At 67.8% G+C, this 17,525-nt stretch carries 13 protein-coding genes; 6 read left to right on the top strand and 7 right to left on the bottom strand.

What is annotated here, in order from left to right; translation table 11 throughout:
- Positions 1-35: 35 nt before the first annotated feature.
- Positions 36-902: a class I SAM-dependent methyltransferase gene (locus tag WME90_RS38000; protein ID WP_437276967.1), complete on the top strand. Its 867-nt coding sequence runs from the start codon at positions 36-38 to the stop codon at positions 900-902.
- A gap of 182 nt (positions 903-1,084) precedes the next feature.
- On the opposite strand, the gene WME90_RS37995 is transcribed toward WME90_RS38000, so the two are convergent.
- Positions 1,085-1,822, bottom strand: coding sequence for a metallophosphoesterase family protein (locus tag WME90_RS37995; RefSeq protein ID WP_012239864.1), 738 nt, complete (start codon positions 1,820-1,822; stop codon positions 1,085-1,087).
- Between the two features lie 373 nt (positions 1,823-2,195).
- On the opposite strand from WME90_RS37995, the gene WME90_RS37990 reads away from it, so the two are divergent.
- Together WME90_RS37990 and tssM are read left to right on the top strand one after the other, a co-directional pair.
- A complete protein-coding gene (locus WME90_RS37990; RefSeq protein ID WP_437283714.1) occupies positions 2,196-2,888 on the top strand; it encodes a hypothetical protein in 693 nt (230 codons plus the stop codon).
- A gap of 49 nt (positions 2,889-2,937) precedes the next feature.
- Positions 2,938-5,895, top strand: coding sequence for a type VI secretion system membrane subunit TssM (gene tssM / locus WME90_RS37985; protein ID WP_437276966.1), 2,958 nt, complete (start codon positions 2,938-2,940; stop codon positions 5,893-5,895).
- A 15-nt stretch (positions 5,896-5,910) separates the two neighbouring features.
- Here the strand turns inward: tssM and rimI are convergent, their stop codons facing one another.
- The 6 genes from rimI to WME90_RS37955 form a co-directional block, all read right to left on the bottom strand.
- Complete coding sequence (gene rimI, locus WME90_RS37980; protein ID WP_437276965.1) at positions 5,911-6,435, bottom strand: ribosomal protein S18-alanine N-acetyltransferase; 525 nt, start codon at positions 6,433-6,435, stop codon at positions 5,911-5,913.
- Positions 6,432-7,628, bottom strand: coding sequence for a vWA domain-containing protein (locus tag WME90_RS37975; RefSeq protein ID WP_437276964.1), 1,197 nt, complete (start codon positions 7,626-7,628; stop codon positions 6,432-6,434). Before WME90_RS37975 ends, rimI begins: the two co-directional genes overlap by 4 nt.
- Positions 7,629-7,697: 69 nt before the next feature.
- Positions 7,698-8,978 (bottom strand): alanine racemase, encoded by a 1,281-nt coding sequence (gene alr / locus WME90_RS37970; protein WP_437276963.1) that lies wholly within the window; start codon positions 8,976-8,978, stop codon positions 7,698-7,700.
- A 99-nt stretch (positions 8,979-9,077) separates the two neighbouring features.
- Entirely contained in the window at positions 9,078-9,689 is a 612-nt protein-coding gene (locus WME90_RS37965) for a hypothetical protein (RefSeq protein ID WP_437276962.1), read from the bottom strand.
- 389 nt (positions 9,690-10,078) lie between these two features.
- On the bottom strand, positions 10,079-10,669 hold the full coding sequence (locus WME90_RS37960) for a GTP-binding protein (RefSeq protein WP_012239857.1): 591 nt from the start codon (positions 10,667-10,669) through the stop codon (positions 10,079-10,081).
- An 11-nt stretch (positions 10,670-10,680) separates the two neighbouring features.
- Positions 10,681-11,163 (bottom strand): roadblock/LC7 domain-containing protein, encoded by a 483-nt coding sequence (locus WME90_RS37955; protein ID WP_437276961.1) that lies wholly within the window; start codon positions 11,161-11,163, stop codon positions 10,681-10,683.
- A 751-nt stretch (positions 11,164-11,914) separates the two neighbouring features.
- Here WME90_RS37955 and WME90_RS37950 point away from each other — a divergent pair.
- From WME90_RS37950 to rplT, 3 genes are all read left to right on the top strand, one after another.
- Positions 11,915-15,724 (top strand): DUF3857 domain-containing protein, encoded by a 3,810-nt coding sequence (locus WME90_RS37950; RefSeq protein ID WP_437276960.1) that lies wholly within the window; start codon positions 11,915-11,917, stop codon positions 15,722-15,724.
- A 183-nt stretch (positions 15,725-15,907) separates the two neighbouring features.
- The gene (gene rpmI / locus WME90_RS37945; RefSeq protein ID WP_012239854.1) at positions 15,908-16,105 is read left to right on the top strand and encodes a 50S ribosomal protein L35; all 198 of its coding nucleotides are present in this window, start codon (positions 15,908-15,910) and stop codon (positions 16,103-16,105) included.
- Between the two features lie 26 nt (positions 16,106-16,131).
- Positions 16,132-16,491, top strand: a complete 360-nt coding sequence (rplT, locus tag WME90_RS37940; protein WP_272102843.1) for a 50S ribosomal protein L20 — start codon at positions 16,132-16,134, stop codon at positions 16,489-16,491.
- The last annotated feature ends 1,034 nt before the right edge of the window (positions 16,492-17,525 follow it).

Below are 17,525 nucleotides of genomic sequence, written 5' to 3'. Positions count from 1 at the left end.
GCGCTGCGCTTGATCTGTTGCTTCGCATGAGCGGGATGGGCACTGGGCGGCCGGCGCGCGCTTCGGGCTCCGGCCAGCGCCGCGATCCGGAGCTCGAAGCGGGTACGGCGGCTCATTACGAAGATCCGGCGTATTACTCGAAGACGTATGCGCGCCGTAAGGACGACGTCCGCTACTACGTCGACCTCGCCGTCGCGTCGGCGGGGCCGGTGCTCGAGTACGGCTGCGGTAACGGGCGGATCACGCTGCCTCTCGCGAGGGCGGGGGTCCAGACCACCGGTGTGGACCTGTCCGCGCCGATGCTCGCCGATCTGCGCGAGCAGCTCGGACGGGAGCCGCGCGGTGTCTCCTCCCTCGTGAGCCTCCGGCGGGGCGACATGCGGGCGCTGCGGCTCCGGCGCCGCTTTCCCCTCGTGATCTGCCCGTTCAACGCCTTCTTGCACCTGTACACCCGCGCGGACGTCGAGCGGTTCCTCGCGCGGGCGCGCGAGCATCTGACGCCCAGGGGCGAGCTCGTCTTCGACGTTTCCATGCCCGAGCCGGCAGAGCTCGCGCGCGATCCGGATCGCGCCTACGCCACGCCGCGGTTCCGGTACCCCGCGAAGGATGGCCCTGGCGAGTTTGTCCGGTACACGGAGCGCTTCGACTACGACAAGGTCAGGCAGATCCTCTTCGTTTCCATGGAGTTCTCGCCCGTCGACGGTGGCGAGCGCTGGATGACTCCGCTCGCCCATCGTCAGTTCTACCCGCAGGAGCTCGAAGCCTTGCTCCACTACAACGGCTTCGAGATCACGGAGCTCCGCGGCGATTTTTCCGCGGAGCCCCCTGACAACCAGACGAGCATGCTGGTCTATCACTGCCGGCCACGCCGCTCTGCTCGGCTCGGCCGCCCTGGACATTAGGACGGCTGCGGAGCGCGCGGCGCCGGCACGAACGCCCTGAGGCTGCCAGCACCTGGTGCGGCCACGCCTCATGAGGGCGTCCGGTCGGCATCGCGCCATGCGCGACGGGGCCGCGTATCGGCGCGTGTCCCCCTGGCCCTGCCGCGTCGAGCGCGCGCCAGATGCCTCGGTCGTCCGGAGCGTCAGACCCCGATGTAGAGCCGGTGGGCGAAGTTGCGCTCGAGTTTGGCGCGCAGCACCTTCTCCGCCGCCGTCTCGATGTCGTACTCGACGCGCTTGAACTCGAAGCGCTTGGTGTCGCTGTCGTAGACCGTGTAGCTCGCGCGGTTGTCGTAGTCCCGCGGCTGTCCCACGGACCCGACGCTCACGATGTACTTGCGACCCTGCTCGAGCTGGAAGTCCACCGCGGGGAGCTCCTCGACGCTGTTCGGCGTGAGCGCGAACACCTTGCAGAGGTGGGAGTGGCCGATCAGCGTGATGTGACCGAGCTCGTTCCACATGGGGAGGCACTCGCGCGCCTGCTCGGGGGCGAAGATGTACTCGAACTCTTCGAGCCGGACGGGCGAGCCATGACAGAGGTCGACGTTGATGTCCGTCAACTTCTCCTGGTACGTCAGGCTCCGGAGCCAGGCCGCGTTCTCGGAGGACAGCATCGCAGCGTGGGTGTCGAGCGCCTGCCGGGCAGCCTCGTAGTAGTACGAGTAGTCCATCCGGCCCGCGACGGCCGCGTCGTGGTTGCCGAGGATGGTCTTCTTGGCCACCTTGCGGACGAGATCGGCGCACTCGTTCGGCGAACCGCCGTAGCCGACCGTATCTCCGAGGCAATAGTAAACGTCGATACGTTCGTGGCGGTAGGACTCGAGCACAGCGCTGAGCGCCTCGTAGTTGGCGTGCGTATCGCTGAAAATCCCGAGTCTCATTTCGACGCGAGGGCGGAGCTTAGCACGAAGGCCTCGACTTCCGTTAGGAATTCAAACCCGGTTCCACGGATGGGCCGGCGCTGAGCGTTGTTTGTTCGTCCGGTTCGTTCGGTTTGTCCGGCCCGTCGGAATTGTGCCCTAGGCTCCGTCGGAGCCGTCGGTTCCATCAGCTTCATCAGCTCCGTCAGGTCCGTCGGTTCCGTCAGATGTAACAGCTTTGTCGGCTCCGGCTGCTCGTGCTTCCGCTGGATCCGGGAGCTTGCAGAGGAGGGGCGAGGGCCCGCCCCATTCCTTGCGGAGCTTGCCGACGTGCTCCCAGCACGACCACGTTGACGAGCGGCCACCCGCACCGGAGAAGAATAGCGTGGAGCCCATGAATACCAAACAGAACGGTGCAGGCACCTCTCCGATTTCTGCGGAGCGGCCGGCCGAGTCTGCGCTGTCCGCTACCGCTGTCGAAGCTGCCGCACCCCCGCCGTCCACCGTGGAGGATCTCGCCGAGGGGTGCGTACGGTTTGTGGAGCGCGCCCTCGGCGTACGGCTTGACTATCGGCCGGAGACCTTACCCGTGCTCGACCACTACCTCGAGCAGGCGCGCAGGGCGACCTCGGAGCGGGCCGAAACCTTGCCGGTGGTCGCGCACATGGCTGGCGCTTACTTCGGCGAGGTGATCCGGCGCCGGCACGCGTCGTGGTGGCGCATGGATGGCGAAGATCCGACCTACTGGCAGGTGCAGTTCGGATCGGTCTACCTCGCGTTCAGCCCGGTCCTCTTCGTGCGCGACGCGCTCACGCGCGGACATCGGGCCGATGCCGCGCTGGACCTGGCGGAGGACTCGCTGAGCGGCGATCCGGCGGCGCTGGAGCTGGAAGAGGACGATCGTGAGGCGGTCGCGGCCAGGCTCGCGGAGCTGCCGTCGGTCTCGGAAGACGAATACTACGCCCCGTCGACGCGGCTCGAGGTGATCGACATCGCCGTGGACGCGATCCGTTCGCGTCGGCTCGCCGCGGGCGAGGACACCGACGCCGCGCTCGGACCCGGCGACTACGAGCGCGGCGGCGGCTGACGCGGGTATCGCCGCGTGCGGGCCGCTGACGCTCGCTCGGCGGCACCGCGTGGGACGTGCTCCGCCAGCGGCGACCGGTGGTATCGTCGCTGACGTGCTGTGGGTCCTCTTCGGGCTGTTGTTCCTCATCTCCTGGGCGGCGTACTTCACGTTCGACCTGCCCTCCGCGATCCCGATCGCCACGAGCGTCGTCATCGCGCTCTCCGCGATCGCGCTCTTCGTGTACCGCCGCCTCAACGCGCGCCGCGCCGCGTCCGCGCTCGAGCGGGCCATCGTCCAGCAAGGGGCGCAGCAGGCGCTCAACGCGCGGCCCGAGCGCCGCGCCGAGATCCAGGAGCTCCAGCGGCAGGTCCAGGGCGGCATCAGCGCCCTGAAGAGCTCGAAGCTCGGCAAGGGGAAGGAGCACGGGAGCGCCGCGCTCTACTCGCTCCCCTGGTACGTCATCATCGGCCCGCCCGGGGCGGGGAAGACGACCGCGCTGAAGCACTCCGGCCTCGTCTTCCCGTACGCACACCCGAGCAACGGCGGCGGCGTCCGCGGCGTCGGCGGGACGCGGAACTGCGACTGGTGGTTCACCAACGAGGCGATCCTGCTCGACACCGCGGGGCGCTACACGACGGAGCAAGACGACCACGAGGAGTGGATCGCGTTCCTCCAGATGCTCCTCAAGCACCGCGCTCGCCGTCCGCTCAACGGCATCCTCGTCGCCGTGAGCGTGGCGGATCTCATCGACGCGAACGAGCAGCACATCGAGCTGATGGGAAAGAAGCTCCGCGCGCGCATCGACGAGGTGATGACGCAGCTCCACATGGTGCTGCCGGTGTACCTCCTGTTCACGAAGTGCGATCTCATCGCGGGCTTCTCGGAGTTCTTCGGCGACATGCGCAAGAGCGACCGCGCGCAGGCGTGGGGAGCGACGCTCAAGCTGAGCGCCGACAAGGCCGACCCGGGGAGGCTCTTCGACGCCGAGTTCGACGCCCTGGCAAAGCAGATCCACGGCCGCTCGCTGAAGCGGCTCGTGATGGAGCGCAGCCGTGAGGTGCGCGAGCGCGTCTACCAGTTCCCGCTCGAGTTCTCGGGCATCCGGCGGAACCTCTCCGATCTGGTCTCGACCGTCTTCATGGTCAACGCGTTCCAGGGGACGCCCATCTTTCGCGGCTTCTACTTCACGAGCGGCACGCAGGAGGGCAGGCCGCTCGACCGCGTGCTCCAGCGCATGGGCCAGGCGATGGGGATCCGCACGCACGAGGCCGCGGCGCAGCAGAACGTGGAGTCGAAGAGCTACTTCCTCCACGACGTGTTCATGAACGTCGTCTTCCCGGACGGGGACATCGCCGCGCGGAGCGCGAGCGAGATCCGACGTCAGCGCATCGTTCGCGGCGCGATCAGCGCGGCCGCCGCGACGCTCGGGGTCATCCTCGCGATCCCCAGCGTGGTGTCGTTCTCCAACAACCGCAAGTTCCTGAGCGACGTCGAGGCGGACGCGCGCGCCGTCAGCGCGCTCCGATGGGAGGACACGCGACCCCTCTCGGAGAAGCTCGCCGCGCTGCGGCCTGCGCTGGACCGGCTGCAGGAGATCGACAAGGCGCGCGAGGAGGGCCCGCCGGCCGGGATGGGGTGGACGATGTTTCAGGGCGAGACGGTGTACCCGCCGCTCGTGCACGCCTACGTCGCGAGCCTCCAGAACGGCTTCGTGATCCCGTGCAAGCAGCGGCTCGAGGATCGCCTCAAGCTCGCGAAGGGAGATCACTATCTCCGCGAGCGGAACGACCTCAAGCTGTACCTGATGCTGAGCGACGTCGAGCACCTCGACGTCGCGTGGGCGAAGGACAGGTTCACCTCGCTCTGGGCCGAGGTGCTCCGGCCGACCTCGAACATCAACGAGACCGAGCTGAAGAAGCAGCTCGAACGGCACGTCGAGTACTACTTGTCGCTCATCAAGGAGAAGAGGGTCACGCCCATCGCGCGCAAGGAGGATCTGGTCGCGAGCGTGCGCTCGACGCTCCAGGCCGTGCCCCCGCGGAAGCGCTACTACGACTTCTTCGTCAACTCGATCATCGAGGAGAAGTACGACGAGACGGGTGACAACAGCCGCGCCAACCGCAAGTACCCTCCGCTGACGCTCGGCGACATGTTCTCCGACCGCGCCGGCGTGCTGAAGATCATCAGCAGCAAGCTGTACGCGAAGGAGAAGCGCTGGAAGGAAGTGGACGGGCCGTACACCGAGCGGGGGCACTTCGCGGTGCTCGAGAGGCTCGAGAGCGGCGCCGACAGCTTGATGGCTGAGAGGTGGGTCGTGGACCTCGCGCCCGGCGAGGAAGCCTCGATCAACAAGAACCTCGACGGCCTCGCGGCCGACTACGACGCCAGCTACATCGCGCAGTGGAACGACTGGATGGCGGATCTCACCGTGCGGGTCCCGGCCAACCTGAAGGAAGCGAAGGAGACCTACCAGGCGCTCACCCAGGCGGACTACCCGTACCTCCGCATCATCCGCGCTCTCGAGGACAACACGCAGTGGAAGCGCGATCGCAGCGTGATCGAGGACTCGGCCCTGGCCAAGCGGGGGAAGGAGCACCTCGAGAGGAAGATCCAGCAGAAGACGAGGATGCAGATCCCCGTCAACGTGAAGCTCATACGAAACCGGCCGAGCTCGGTCCCGGACGAGTTCAAGCGGACCGTCGAGTTCGGCGTGCCGGCGGCGCCGAGCGGCTCGGCGCCGATCACGGACACGCCCCTGGCGAGGTACCTCTCGTTGCTCAGCTCGCTTCGCGACGAGATCCAGCGCCTCGAGGATCTGAACCCCAACGTCGACGCGCGCCTCATGGCGGACCGGCTGGTCGATGCGATGCGGCAGGCGGACGCCCTCCTCCAGCCCTTCGACGAGCGGGCCAAGACATTGCTCCGGCCGCTCTTGCTGACCCCGATGCAGGTGGTCGCGGCGCGGCTGCCGCCGCTCTCCGCGACGTCTCGCTTTCCCGCGGCGCCTGCTGCAGGTCAGCGCTGAGCTGCCCGGCGCAGATCAGATCTCGATGCGGATCTCGTCGCGGCCCGGCTCCACTGCGCCGGTCGTCGGATCGAGCGTGAGCACCATCTCGATCGCATCCTCATCGTTGTCGCTGTAGTACCGGGGGCGTACCCCCATCGCCGTGAAGCCGAGCTTCCGGTAGAGCCGGATCGCTGCTCGGTTCGAGCGGCGCACCTCGAGCAGGATCAGCCGCACTTGCTGCTGCTGCGCATACTCGAGCGACCGGTTCATCAACGCCGTCGCGAGCCCGCGGCGTTGCGCGGCGGGGCAGGTGGCCACGTTGAGCACGTGCAGCTCGTCCGCCACGTGCCACGCGATGAGGAAGGCGAGCGCGCGCCGGTCCTCGCGCGCGACCCAGCATCGCGTCCACGGGCGGCGCAGCTCCTCTCGCGCGGAGAACTGCGGCACGTCGAAGGCCGCGGACGCGACCGCGTCGATCTCGTCGAGCGCAGCGTCATCCGCGGAGTCGGCCGTCAGCTGGCTCAACGACACCGAGCTCTTCGTTGCATCGCGCTTCACCTCGCCACCTCCGTGGGACAGCCGGAGACGATCTGGACTTGTCCCACCCGTCCGCTCTTGAGCTTCGCGCACGCTTCCCCGAGGAGCTCGACGACCGCGGGAGACTTCCATCGCCAGCCGTTCTCCGGGTCGTAGGCGACCAGCTTGTCGTCCAGGTAGACGTTGGTCTGGCCCTCCTCGGGAGGCGGGTCGACGAGATCGAACTCGCAGGAAATGACGATGCTGGCGATCTTCGAGAGGACGTTCCCCAGCGTGTCGAGGTTGTCCACCTTGAAGTAGAACGGGCTCACGAACTGCGCCGCGCCGCCGGCGAGCGCCATCCGGTCGAGGACATCGCCGTAGAACTCGCTCCCGGGGATGCCGACGACATAGACCTCGATCCCGCTCGCCGCGAGCCGCTCGATCGCGGCGACCGTGTCGTCGCGATCGAGGCACCCTTCGGGGCCCGAGAGGCCCGAGAGCGCGCAGCAGTTCTCCTCGGGGCATTGCTGCTCGATGTTGGCGATGCACTCGTCGGCGTCGCACGTCGCCGAGCCGTTGCAGTTCGGACCGCCGTCGGTCGCGAGCACGACGATCGTCTTGCCAGGGAGCTCGACGAGCCTCGGCGTCAGCGCCGCGAGGGTCGCCGCGGTAGGCGTCCCGCCGAGGGGCTCGACCCGCGTCGCCGAGCGGAACCGCGAGGTCGTCGTGGAGCCTTCCTGTCTCTCCGCGAAGGGGGCGCCCGGCGTGACAGGGAACACCTCGCCACCCGGTCTGCACGGCGCCTCGTCGGTCGCGTCCAGCGGGAATACGGCGGCGCCGACGTTGATCAGCGGACCCAGGTTGCGCACGAGGTCGACCGCGGCCTCATGCACCCGGTCGTACCGGGTCTCGCGCGACGACGCTGGGCTGAGCATGCTGCCCGACGCATCGAGGACGAAGTAGATGTTCGGCGCTTCGGAGATCTCCACCTGGTGGATCCGGTTGCCGCAGAGCCCACCCGCGTCCGCGGCCGGCGGTCCGCTCGGGCCTTCGGTGCCCGGGTCGAACCCCTCCTCCGGCTCTTGCGTCCCCTGACCGTTGCCGCTGCGTGGACGCTGCTTCGGGTCGTCGTCCTCGCATGCGGTCATCGCCGCGCCGCCGAGCGCGAGCGCAGCTCCGACGTAGAAGAGCACGCACCAGGCGCCGGCCCGCTGCTCCACGGCCGTCTTCATGGCGAGCAGCGTACCACGCCCGTTCGCGCCGGCCGCGCCAGCGCGGGTGGCCAGCGCCGCCGCCCGCGCTCAGGGCTCTCGGTAGAACCTGGGTACGCGGCGGGAGATGCTGGTCAGCACCTCCCAGGCGATCGTCCCCGTGAGCCCCGCGATTTCTTCCGCGCTGATCGTGGCGCGCCCGAGCGGCCCGTCCTGTGTTCCGAGGAACACCACCTCGTCCCCCAAGCGCGCTCCCGGCACATCCGTCACGTCGAGCATCGTGAGATCCATCGACACGGTCCCCGCGATCGGCGCGCGTTGACCGCGCACGAGGGCGGCCCCGCGGTTCGACAGCTGGCGGCTCAGGCCGTCGGCGTACCCCATCGGCACCGTGGCCACGACGCTCTCGCGGGAGGCTTGCCAGGTGTGCCCGTAGCCGATCCTGTCGCCCTTCGCGATCGTGCGCAGCGCGACGATCTCGCTGCGCACCCGGATGACGGGCTTGAGGTCGGGCGCCAGCCCTGCGCACGGCGATATTCCGAAGAGCGCGACCCCCGGGCGGACGATGTCGAGCCACGCGTCAGGGAGGCGCAGCATCGCCGCGCTGTTCGAGGCGTGCCGCACCCGCGGCGTGAGGCCGAACCGCTGCGCCCGCTGCTCGATCTCGCCGAAGAGGCGCATCTGTTCGATGGTCACGCCGAGATCGTCGGCGTCCGCGCAGGCGAGGTGGGTCATGAGCCCGTCGAGCCTCACCTCCGGGTGCTCGGCGAGCGCCGCGAACACCGCATCGAGCTCCGAGCTGGCGGCACCTAGCCGCCCCATGCCGGTGTCGACCTTGAGATGGACGCCGACGCGACCGCGCTGCTCGATCCGCACCACGTTCGCGAGGCGCTCGATCTGGCCGGCGTCGTAGACGACGGGCACGAGATCGCGCGCGATGATCTCCTCGAACCCGTCGCGGCGCGGGCCGTAGTAGCCGCCCATGACGAGGATGGGCAGCCGGATGCCGGCGTCTCGCAGCTCGATGGCCTCCTCGAGCAACGCGACGCACAGGCCGGGGATCCCGGCTCGCTCGAGCGTCCGTGCGACGGCGGGCGCTCCATGGCCGTACGCATCGGCCTTGAGCACGCCCCAGATCTGCGGCTTCTTCGCGCCGGTAAGCCCTCGCTCGAGGACCCGGAGGTTGTGCCGCAGGTGCGCGAGGTTCACCTCTGCGCGGGTCGGCCGCACGGCGTCTGCAGGCGCCGCTCGCCGTGGCCGCAGCACCCGCATGGGGCCTGCGCTCGCTCCGAGCCCCTCGAGGGGCGACGCCGTGCCGTTGCGATCAGGAGTCGTGCTGCTGAGCTCTTTGGGCGCGTGCGAAGCGGACATCGTGTACGCCGATAGCTCTACGCTCGATCGCGGGTCAAGATTCCCGGCCATCTTGGTGCGACAAGGTGAGGCATCTTCGCGGAGAGCCGACGACGCCGGTCAGAAGCAGCGACGCATGCACCGCGCGTACTTGCCAGAGCATCCTTTTTCGCAGGCGGCGGATTTGCAGTCGTCCCGGCATTCCTTCCAGCCCGTCTCGCACGACGCGCTGCACTCCGCGCCCGGCGGTGCGGCGTCCTGCGTGGCGTTCGACGCCGAGGGCGCAGCTCCTGGCGACGCGGCGTTGCCAGACGTGCCGCCAGGCGCGTTCGGGTCGGCATCGGCCGCTTTCGCTTCCGCCGGCGCGGCCACGTCGGCGGCTAGGAGTCTGGGCGGCGGAGCGAGCGCGCTCGTCGGCTCCGGCACGGCGGGCGCTCGGCTGCTCGGTGGAGTCCACTCGCCTTCATCGAAATCGCTGGCATGGCTGAGCTGCCTGGCACGCAACGCGGCGTACTCCACGCGGTCGCGCGTCTGGCCGAACGTACAGAACTGAAGCCACTCGTCCCAGCATGCCCGCCGAAGGGTCGGCTTGACGTCGGCCAGCGAGTCGAGCGCCATGCAGTGCTCGAAGCGTACGTCCCCCTCGTAGACCGCGTTGATGCTCGCGCCGCACGCGGTCGCCGAGGCGGCGGCTAGGCAGAGGAGGGTCCTGAACCGCACGTCGTAGAACACCGATAGCAGAAAAGCTCCGCCCCGGTGCCAGGCCCGTCTCCCTGACCGCTGCGGGGCCTGCCGGTCACCTGGTCGAGGTGCTCTCCGGTTGAACTTTGTCCTCTGATGCCGTACGTTGCCGCCCCTTCGCTCCGGCGGCGGCGGCACGACGCCTCCGCGCCGGGCGCCTCAACGGAGCCTGTTCATGTTCCTCATGCTGTCGAAAGGTCCTCGGAAGACCACGCGCTCCAAGTCGAAGCGCTACCGGTCCAAGCTGAAGGCGAAGAACCGCAACCGGCGGAACCGCATCTACCAGCGGGCCTGATCGCTGCACTGCGTGCGAGCGTGGTCTACGACCTCGCTCGCCGAGTCGTTCTTCGATCCGATCTCTGGGGGCCGGCCCTTGAAACCTAGGGGCCGCCCTTCTTCAGCTCGGTCAGCACCAGCTTGGCGACCGCCTTGAGCGTGTCGAACACCCCGACGCCGGTCCGCGCAACCCCCTCGAAGTCAGGGACATTCGTTGGGTTGAGCAGCGATCGGAGCTCCTCGACGGTGCCGATCTCCGGCAGATCCCGCTTGTTGTACTGGATGACGTACGGGATCTTGTCGAGCGAGTATCCCTGCTCGGCCAGGTTCGTGCGGAGGTTCTCCACCGACTCCTGGTTCGCCTCGATGCGGCCGAGCTGTGAGTCCGCCACGAAGACCACGCCGTCGACGCCCTTCAGGATGAGCTTGCGGCTCGCGTCGTAGAAGACCTGCCCCGGCACCGTGTACAGGTGGAACCGCGTCTTGAAGCCGCGGATCTCGCCCAGCGCGAGCGGGAGGAAGTCGAAGAAGAGTGTCCGGTCGGTCTCCGTCGCGAGGGAGATCATCTTCCCCTTCGCGTCCGGGTTGGTGCGCTCATAGATGTACTGCAGGTTCGTCGTCTTGCCGCAGAGACCCGGCCCGTAATAGACGATCTTGCAGTTGATCTCGCGCGCCATGTAATTGATGAAGCTCATCGACCGCGCTCCTAGTCGTTGAAGAGGTTGTCGATGTCCTCGTCGGTGATCTCGGCGAACGGCGAGTCTGCGCCCGGCTCCTGCACCTTCTTGAGCAACGCTTCGAAGATGTGGTTGAGCTCCTCGCTCGCCTTTCGCACCCGGAGCCTCACCAACCCGAGGCTCGACTTTGAGTCGAAGATCACCACGAGGATGACGCGGTTCCCGACCAGCTGGATGTGGATGTTCGCCTTCTCACCCTCGTGGAACTGAGTGGCGAACTCGTTCTCCTTGAGGAGCTTCGCCATCCCGCCCGTGGCGGCGATGTTCCCCGCCGTCAGCGAGGCGAGCGACGTGGTGTCGAGGTTGTCGACCTCTCCGCTCGCGGCGATCAGTTGCCCGTTCTTGTCAACGATGAAGACGACCTTCGCATTGGCGTCCTTGACGAGGCGATCCACCACGCTCTGGATCTGATTGAATTCCTCCTCGTACATCACCATCTGAGGGTTGACCATCGTTCCTCCGCCAGCGCTCTCGCGATGGGGCCCTGGGCATTGCGGGCTCTGTCGCCCTTGTCATCACCGGGCGCCGCACGTGCGGTCCCCGACCATCGTCGTCCAACTGGCTTCCCGTTGTGCGGGCTTGCCTTACCACCGGTACCACGTTCGCGGCGTCACGCTCGCTGCCTTCGGGACTTGCATGGCCGGCTCGCAGCGCGCAGTGCGGCTGCTCCTCGACCGTGCACCCGTACATCTTGGGACGTTTCTATCCGAAGCAGGTGCGGCGGAGCAAGGCGGCCCTTTCTGGAAGTTGGAGGATCGCATGGCCGAACCCCGCCGAGCCTCGCCGGACGTCGACGGGGCCCGCTCTCCCGGCCTCCCAGGGACCCTCGGTTCCGGTCCTATCCCAGGCGCCCGTCCACCCCGGCCGCCCGGAAGGATTGTTTTGTAAGTATATAAAATCATTGTTGTTTTCTCTGAACGCGCTCGGGCGGCGCTGCGCCTCCTCCGGGCGCGCTGCTTGTGGGGCGCTCTGCGCGTCGTCGCTCTGTACCGGGCAGAAGATCGGCAAAAGTCGTGGGATCAGCGCGTGCGGCGCAGCGAGCTCAGGGAGGCTGCGGCCCGATGGATGCGGCCCGGGACGACGTTCTGCCGGCGTGCCCTCGCCGCTTTGTGGGCAGCACCCCCTTGACCTGGGCCGAGGCGGCGCTTCTGCGTCCGTGGCTTGTGCTTGACCGATGGCTTCGGCCACGGGATAGCGCCTCGGATGCGTGACGTGCTCAGCCGGGCCGAGCCCCGTGAGATCGAGCTCAACCCGTGGACGACGAGGGGGCGCTCCCTCTCCGCGCTCACCGTGGGGGCGGTGGCCTTGGCGTGCGCCACGTCGCTCAGCGCGGATGCGCGCGCCGAGCTCGGCGCGGTTCACCCCGAGGTGCTCTCGGCCCACGCGGCAGTCCGCGCGGCGAGAGGTCCCGAGGTCTACGGCGCGCTACGTGAGCTCTGGCGCACGTGGGACCGCGCCGATCCGACGCAGGTCGAGGAGGCGATCGCGTCGATCGCGGAGGGCGGCGCGACCAGCGCGCCCACCCAGGCTTATGCGGAGCTGCTCTCGGCGTACGCGCGCAGGCGTCGAGGTGATCTCGACGGAGCGGTCGCGAAGATCCAAAAGCTCGGGTTCATCGGCCGGTGGGCGACGATCGGCCCGTTCGACAACGAGAACAAGGGTGGCTTCGAGCGTGCGTTCGGGCCCGAGGAAGATCTCGAGCAGCCGATCGTTGCGGGCAGGACGTACGACGGCAAGGCGCGTGCGGTCCGCTGGCGCGTGCCGCCCGAGGCGCCGCAGTACGGGTGGTTCGATTTCGGCGACTTCATTCGCCCGGTCGAGGGCGTCTGCGGCTACGCGACCACGTTCGTCCGCGCGAAGGCCGGGACGCGCGCCCCGCGCCCGATCTCGATCTGGGTCGGGGCAGACGGCGCGTTCAAGCTGTTCTGGAACGGCGCGAAGGTCCTGGCCGATCCGGGGTACCGCGAGCTCGACATCGATCGGTTCGCCGCGCTGGTATCGCTGAAGCCCGGCTACAACCGCCTGACGATCAAGGTCTGCGGAGGCGCGTCGGCGCCCAAGTTCGCGCTGCGCATCGGCAACGAGAAGGGGGCTCCGGATCTCGATCTCGATGTGACGTCCGACATCGGAACGCAGGTCGCGGCGCCTCAGGGGGAAGCCGCCGGCGCGAGGCGCGCGGGCGAGGCGCGGGCGCAGGCCGAAGGGCCGACATCAGCCGCGAGGCTCGCCGCGCGTGCGCCTGCCCTCGAGGGGCCGATGCAGGCGTTCGAGCGCGCGGCGAGCGCCGACCGGCCCTCGCCTGCCGTGCTGGAGGCGTTCGCGCGATACCTCATGCTCACCGGCGGCGACGCCGAGGGCGAGCACAGGGCGCGCGATCTCGCGCGGCGCTCCGCCGAGGCCGAGCCGAGCGTGCGTCGCTACCTGCTCGCGGGCCAGCTCTCGGAGGATAGAAACCAGCAGCGCGCGTGGATCGACCGCGCCGCTGCGCTCGCGGGCGGTCGCGAGGACGTCGACGTCCTGCTCTCGCAGGCTCGGCTCGCGCAGACGAGCCCGAACTGGCGGGAGGCGGCTCCGATCTACGAGCGCATCCTGGCGTCCGATCCAAATCATGTCACAGCCGTCCTCGGGCTCGTCGACCTCTACGTCGAGGCGGGGCTGAAGCGCACCGCGTTCGCCACGCTGGAGCGGGCGCTCTCGCGCCAGCCGAGCAGCGTCTCGCTCCTCCGCGCCTCGGCGGCGCAGCTCCGCGCGCTCGGGCGCGACACGGAGGCCGCCGAGATGGAGGCGCGCTACGCGGCCCTGCGCTTCGACGACTCGAGCTTCCTTCACCAGCAGGTCGACCTCGCGGTGGCGCGGCGCGATCCCGCCGGCGCCGAGCGCTGGATCGAGCGCTTCCTCCGCAGCGAGCCTGACTCTGTCTGGGCCCGCTCCGTCGCGGCGCGCACGTACCGCGCTCTGGGGCAGGGCGACCGCGCCCTCGCCGCCCATCAGCGCGCGCTCGCCATGGCGCCGGAAGACATCGGAACGCTGCGCGCGCTCTCGGATCTCTACGGCGAGGAGGGCAACCGAGAAGCGCAGCTGGAGATGCTGCAGCAGATCCTGGCGATCAGCCCGCAGGCGAAGGATGTGCGCGAGTACCTCGAGCACATCGAGCCGCCGAAGCCTCGCGCCGACGAGGCTTACGCCTGGGCGCCCGACCGCTTCCTTCCGATGCGGGGCAGCGCCGACCGGCAGTATCCCAAGCGCACGCTCCGCAACCTGACGGTCACCACCGTCTTCCCGAACGGCCTGGCCAGCCGGTTCCGGCAGGTCGTCTTCCAGCCGTTGACGGACGAGGCAGCGGCGAGCGCCCGGCAGTACGCGTTCGAGTACCAGGCCGATCGTCAGACCGTGAGCCTGCGGGCAGCGAAGGTCTACAGAGCAGACGGCAAGGTCGATGGGGCGATCGAGAGCGGGGAAGCCGGTGCGAACAACCCGGCGCTCGCGATGTACACGTCTTCGCGCACGTTCTACGTCAGCTTCCCGCGGCTCAACGCAGGCGACGTCGTCGAGCTGCGCTACCGCATCGATGACGTCAGCCCTCGCAACGAGATCGCCGATCACTTCGGCGAGATCGAGTACTTGCAGGGGGATGAGCCGATCGCCAGCAGCGAGTACGTGCTGATCACCCCCAAGACGAGGCAGTTCCACATCTTCGCGTCCGACCTGCCTGGCCTCGTGCGCGAGACCAAGGAGGACGCCGAGCGGCGCATCTTCCGCTTCTCCGCCGCATCGGTCCCGCCGGTGGCGCCCGAGCCGGCGATGCCCGCGTGGTCCGAGATCCTCGCGCACGTTCACGTCTCGACTTTCAAGAGCTGGGACGAGCTCGGCTCCTGGTACTGGGGCCTCGCGCGGGAGCAGTTCGATGTGGACGATGAGGTGCGGAAGCGGGTGCGCGAGATCACGAAGAACCTCGCCGACGATCGGAGCAAGGTCCGCGCGATCTACAAGTACGCGACCGAGACGCGCTACGTGGCGCTCGAGTTCGGCATCGATGGGATTCGCCCGAGGAGGTGCGCCCAGACGCTCGCTCGTGGCTGGGGCGACTGCAAGGACAAGGCGACGCTGATCGTCACGATGCTCCGCGAGATCGGCATCCCAGCGACGATCGTGCTCGTGCGCACCCGCATGCGAGGTGACATCGAGCCGGAGCCCGCGAGCCTTGCGCCGTTCGACCATGCGATCGCGTATGTGCCGTCGCTCGACCTCTACCTCGACGGGACGGCAGAGCACTCGGGCTCGACCGAGCTCCCGATCATGGATCGCGGGGCGGTCGCGCTTCAGATCAACGAGGGCAAGCCGAAGCTCGTTCGCCTCCCAGAGCCTGCTCCGGACGCCTCGGTCGTGCACCGGACCGTCGACATCGCGGTCAGCGCCGACGGCTCAGCTCAGCTCGGGGTCGACATCCAGGTGTCCGGCGCGTCTGCTCCGGAGTGGCGGACCCGCTACATGGCGGAGGGGACGCGACGTGACCGGGCGGCTCGGGACCTCGCCACGGATTTCGGAGCGGTCGAGCTGGCCCCCGGAAAAGCGGGGGTCGAAGTGAACGACCTCGAGGACATCGAGCAGCCGGCGAAGCTGAGGGCTCGCGGAAAAGCTGTCGCGCTCGCTCGGAGGGAGGGCGACAGCCTGTCGATCCCGGCTGTCCCCACGCAGCGCCTCGCGACCGAGTTCGCCGCTCTCTCGGCGCGCACCCGCGACGTGATCATCCCCGCGCTCACCACGCGCCGAGATGAATGGACCATCCGGATCCCCGCCGGGTGGCGCGTCACCAGGGCGCCGATGCCCCAGGACGTGGATACCCCCTTCGGCAAGTTCTCCCTCTCGGTGGAGCCGTCCGCGGGGAAGATCGTCGTCCGCAGCCAGATCTCTCTCTCGAAGTCCCGGATCAAGCCATCCGAGTACATGGCCTTCCGGACGTTCTGCGAGACGGCGGACCGCGCCTTCGGTCAGCGGGTGGTGTTCGGGAAGTGAGCGAGGGCTTGACCCCGCGCAAGCTTCGCGACCGTCCCCCTAGCCGCTGCCTGGGCACTTGACAACCTTCCGCTGGGTCGCCATAAAGCGCCCCCTCTACGCATCCCTGCGGCGCAGAACAGCCCCTCCGGTGGTTCGGAGCGGTGGCCGCCGGGAGCGATAGGCACTCGGATCGAGGGCATCATGCCGAAGATGAAGACCAACCGCGCCGCGGCCAAGCGGTTCAAGGTGACCGGCTCCGGCCGCATTCGCCGCAGCAAGGGCGGGCTCAACCACTGCATGCAGGAGAAGAGCAAGAAGCGTCTGCGTCGTCTCCGCAAGAACGACATGGTCGACTCGGCGATGGAGAAGCGGGTCAAGCTGCTTCTTCCCTACGGCTGACCCTGGATCAGTGAGGTAAATCACCGATGCCGCGTGTAAAAAGAGGCTTCAAGGCCCGCCGCCGCCGTAACCGTGTCCTCAACCAGACCGAGGGCTATTTCCTCGGCCGAAAGAACCGCTTCCGCCAGGCGGTCGAGGTGCTCCGCCACGCCTGGGAGTACGGCTACATCAGCCGTAAGCTCAAGAAGCGGGATTTCCGTCGCCTCTGGATCACCAGGATCAACGCTGCCGCGCGCCTCAACGGCACGACCTACTCTCGCCTCGTCAGCGGGCTCAAGAAGGCAGGCATCGCCCTCGATCGGAAGATCCTCTCGGAGATCGCGATCCACGATCCTGCGTCGTTCGGTGCCGTGGCGAAGCTTGCCTCGCCTTCGGCCGCGAAGTGACGGCTCCGGGGCGGTTTTGAGCCCACCGATTCGGCCCCGTCCGTGCGGACGGTCGAACTGGGCCAATGCCGCCTCGACCCGTTCATCTCACTCGTCAGATTGTTGTAGTATCTCGCACGTTTGACTCACCCCAGCAGCCGAGCGTCCCCTGCAGTTGCGTCACGAACGTAGAGTTCGAACGCATCCTTCGAGCGAGCACGTGCTGAGGCCGCCGCTGACGTTTGTCAGCACCGGCAGTGTGAGGCGATTAGGCACTGATCAAATGAGCAGCGTGCATTCTGTGCGCACTTGCTACGCATCACTGATGGCACCCTGTGATCCTGCTGTCAGGGTAAAACCTGACCCAGCCTGGTCAGCCGGCAGCTGACCGACCGCGCGTTGTCTCTTGTAGGGCTCCGCATCGCCTGCTCAGGCCTGACGAACCGGACGTTTTCGGGGAGCCTCACAACGGGCAGCCCTGTAAGCAAAAATTCCGATGTTCCTGAACAGATTCTTGGAAATGTCAGCTTTCCAGGCGGTCTGTCGCGAAAAATAACCTTCTCCGCCTTCGTCCGTCGGGTGAGGGCTCGACATTGCCATCGGGAGGCCCAGGTTCAGGAAACATCGAAGCTCACTGAGAGAACGGCCTCAGCGGTCAGGCTCGGGCCTTCTACACGCTGGAAAAGACAGCAATTTCCCATTCTCTGTGCTGCGAGGGCGGACCCATCCCGTGGAGGAGGCTGGTGAGCTCGAGGTGTCCCCAAGGAGGACAGGTTGCCGATGTTGTTGCGTTCCCGAAAGCGCACCCAGCCATGCAGTTCGGCTCGGTCGAAGCGAAACGTCTCGCTGGACAGGACCCGGACAGCGTCTTCCGCTCTACATAGCGCACCCAGGCCGAGCTCTCAAACGGGAGAAGCGGGAACGCACGCTAAAAAAGGCACTGTTTTTGCTTCTGGAGCTGGGCTGCTACCGGGGACTGGCTCAGGAGCATCATTCTGCAAGAGCAGACCTGCCTCAGGCGGGAAGAGTTCGACCGGAATCAAAAGAAAGCACCA

The organism is Sorangium sp. So ce375 (genome assembly GCF_051473855.1).
GTDB lineage: Bacteria > Myxococcota_A > Polyangia > Polyangiales > Polyangiaceae > Sorangium.
The sequence above is the reverse complement of the archived record's forward strand: the minus strand, read 5'-3'. Positions and strand labels throughout refer to the sequence as shown.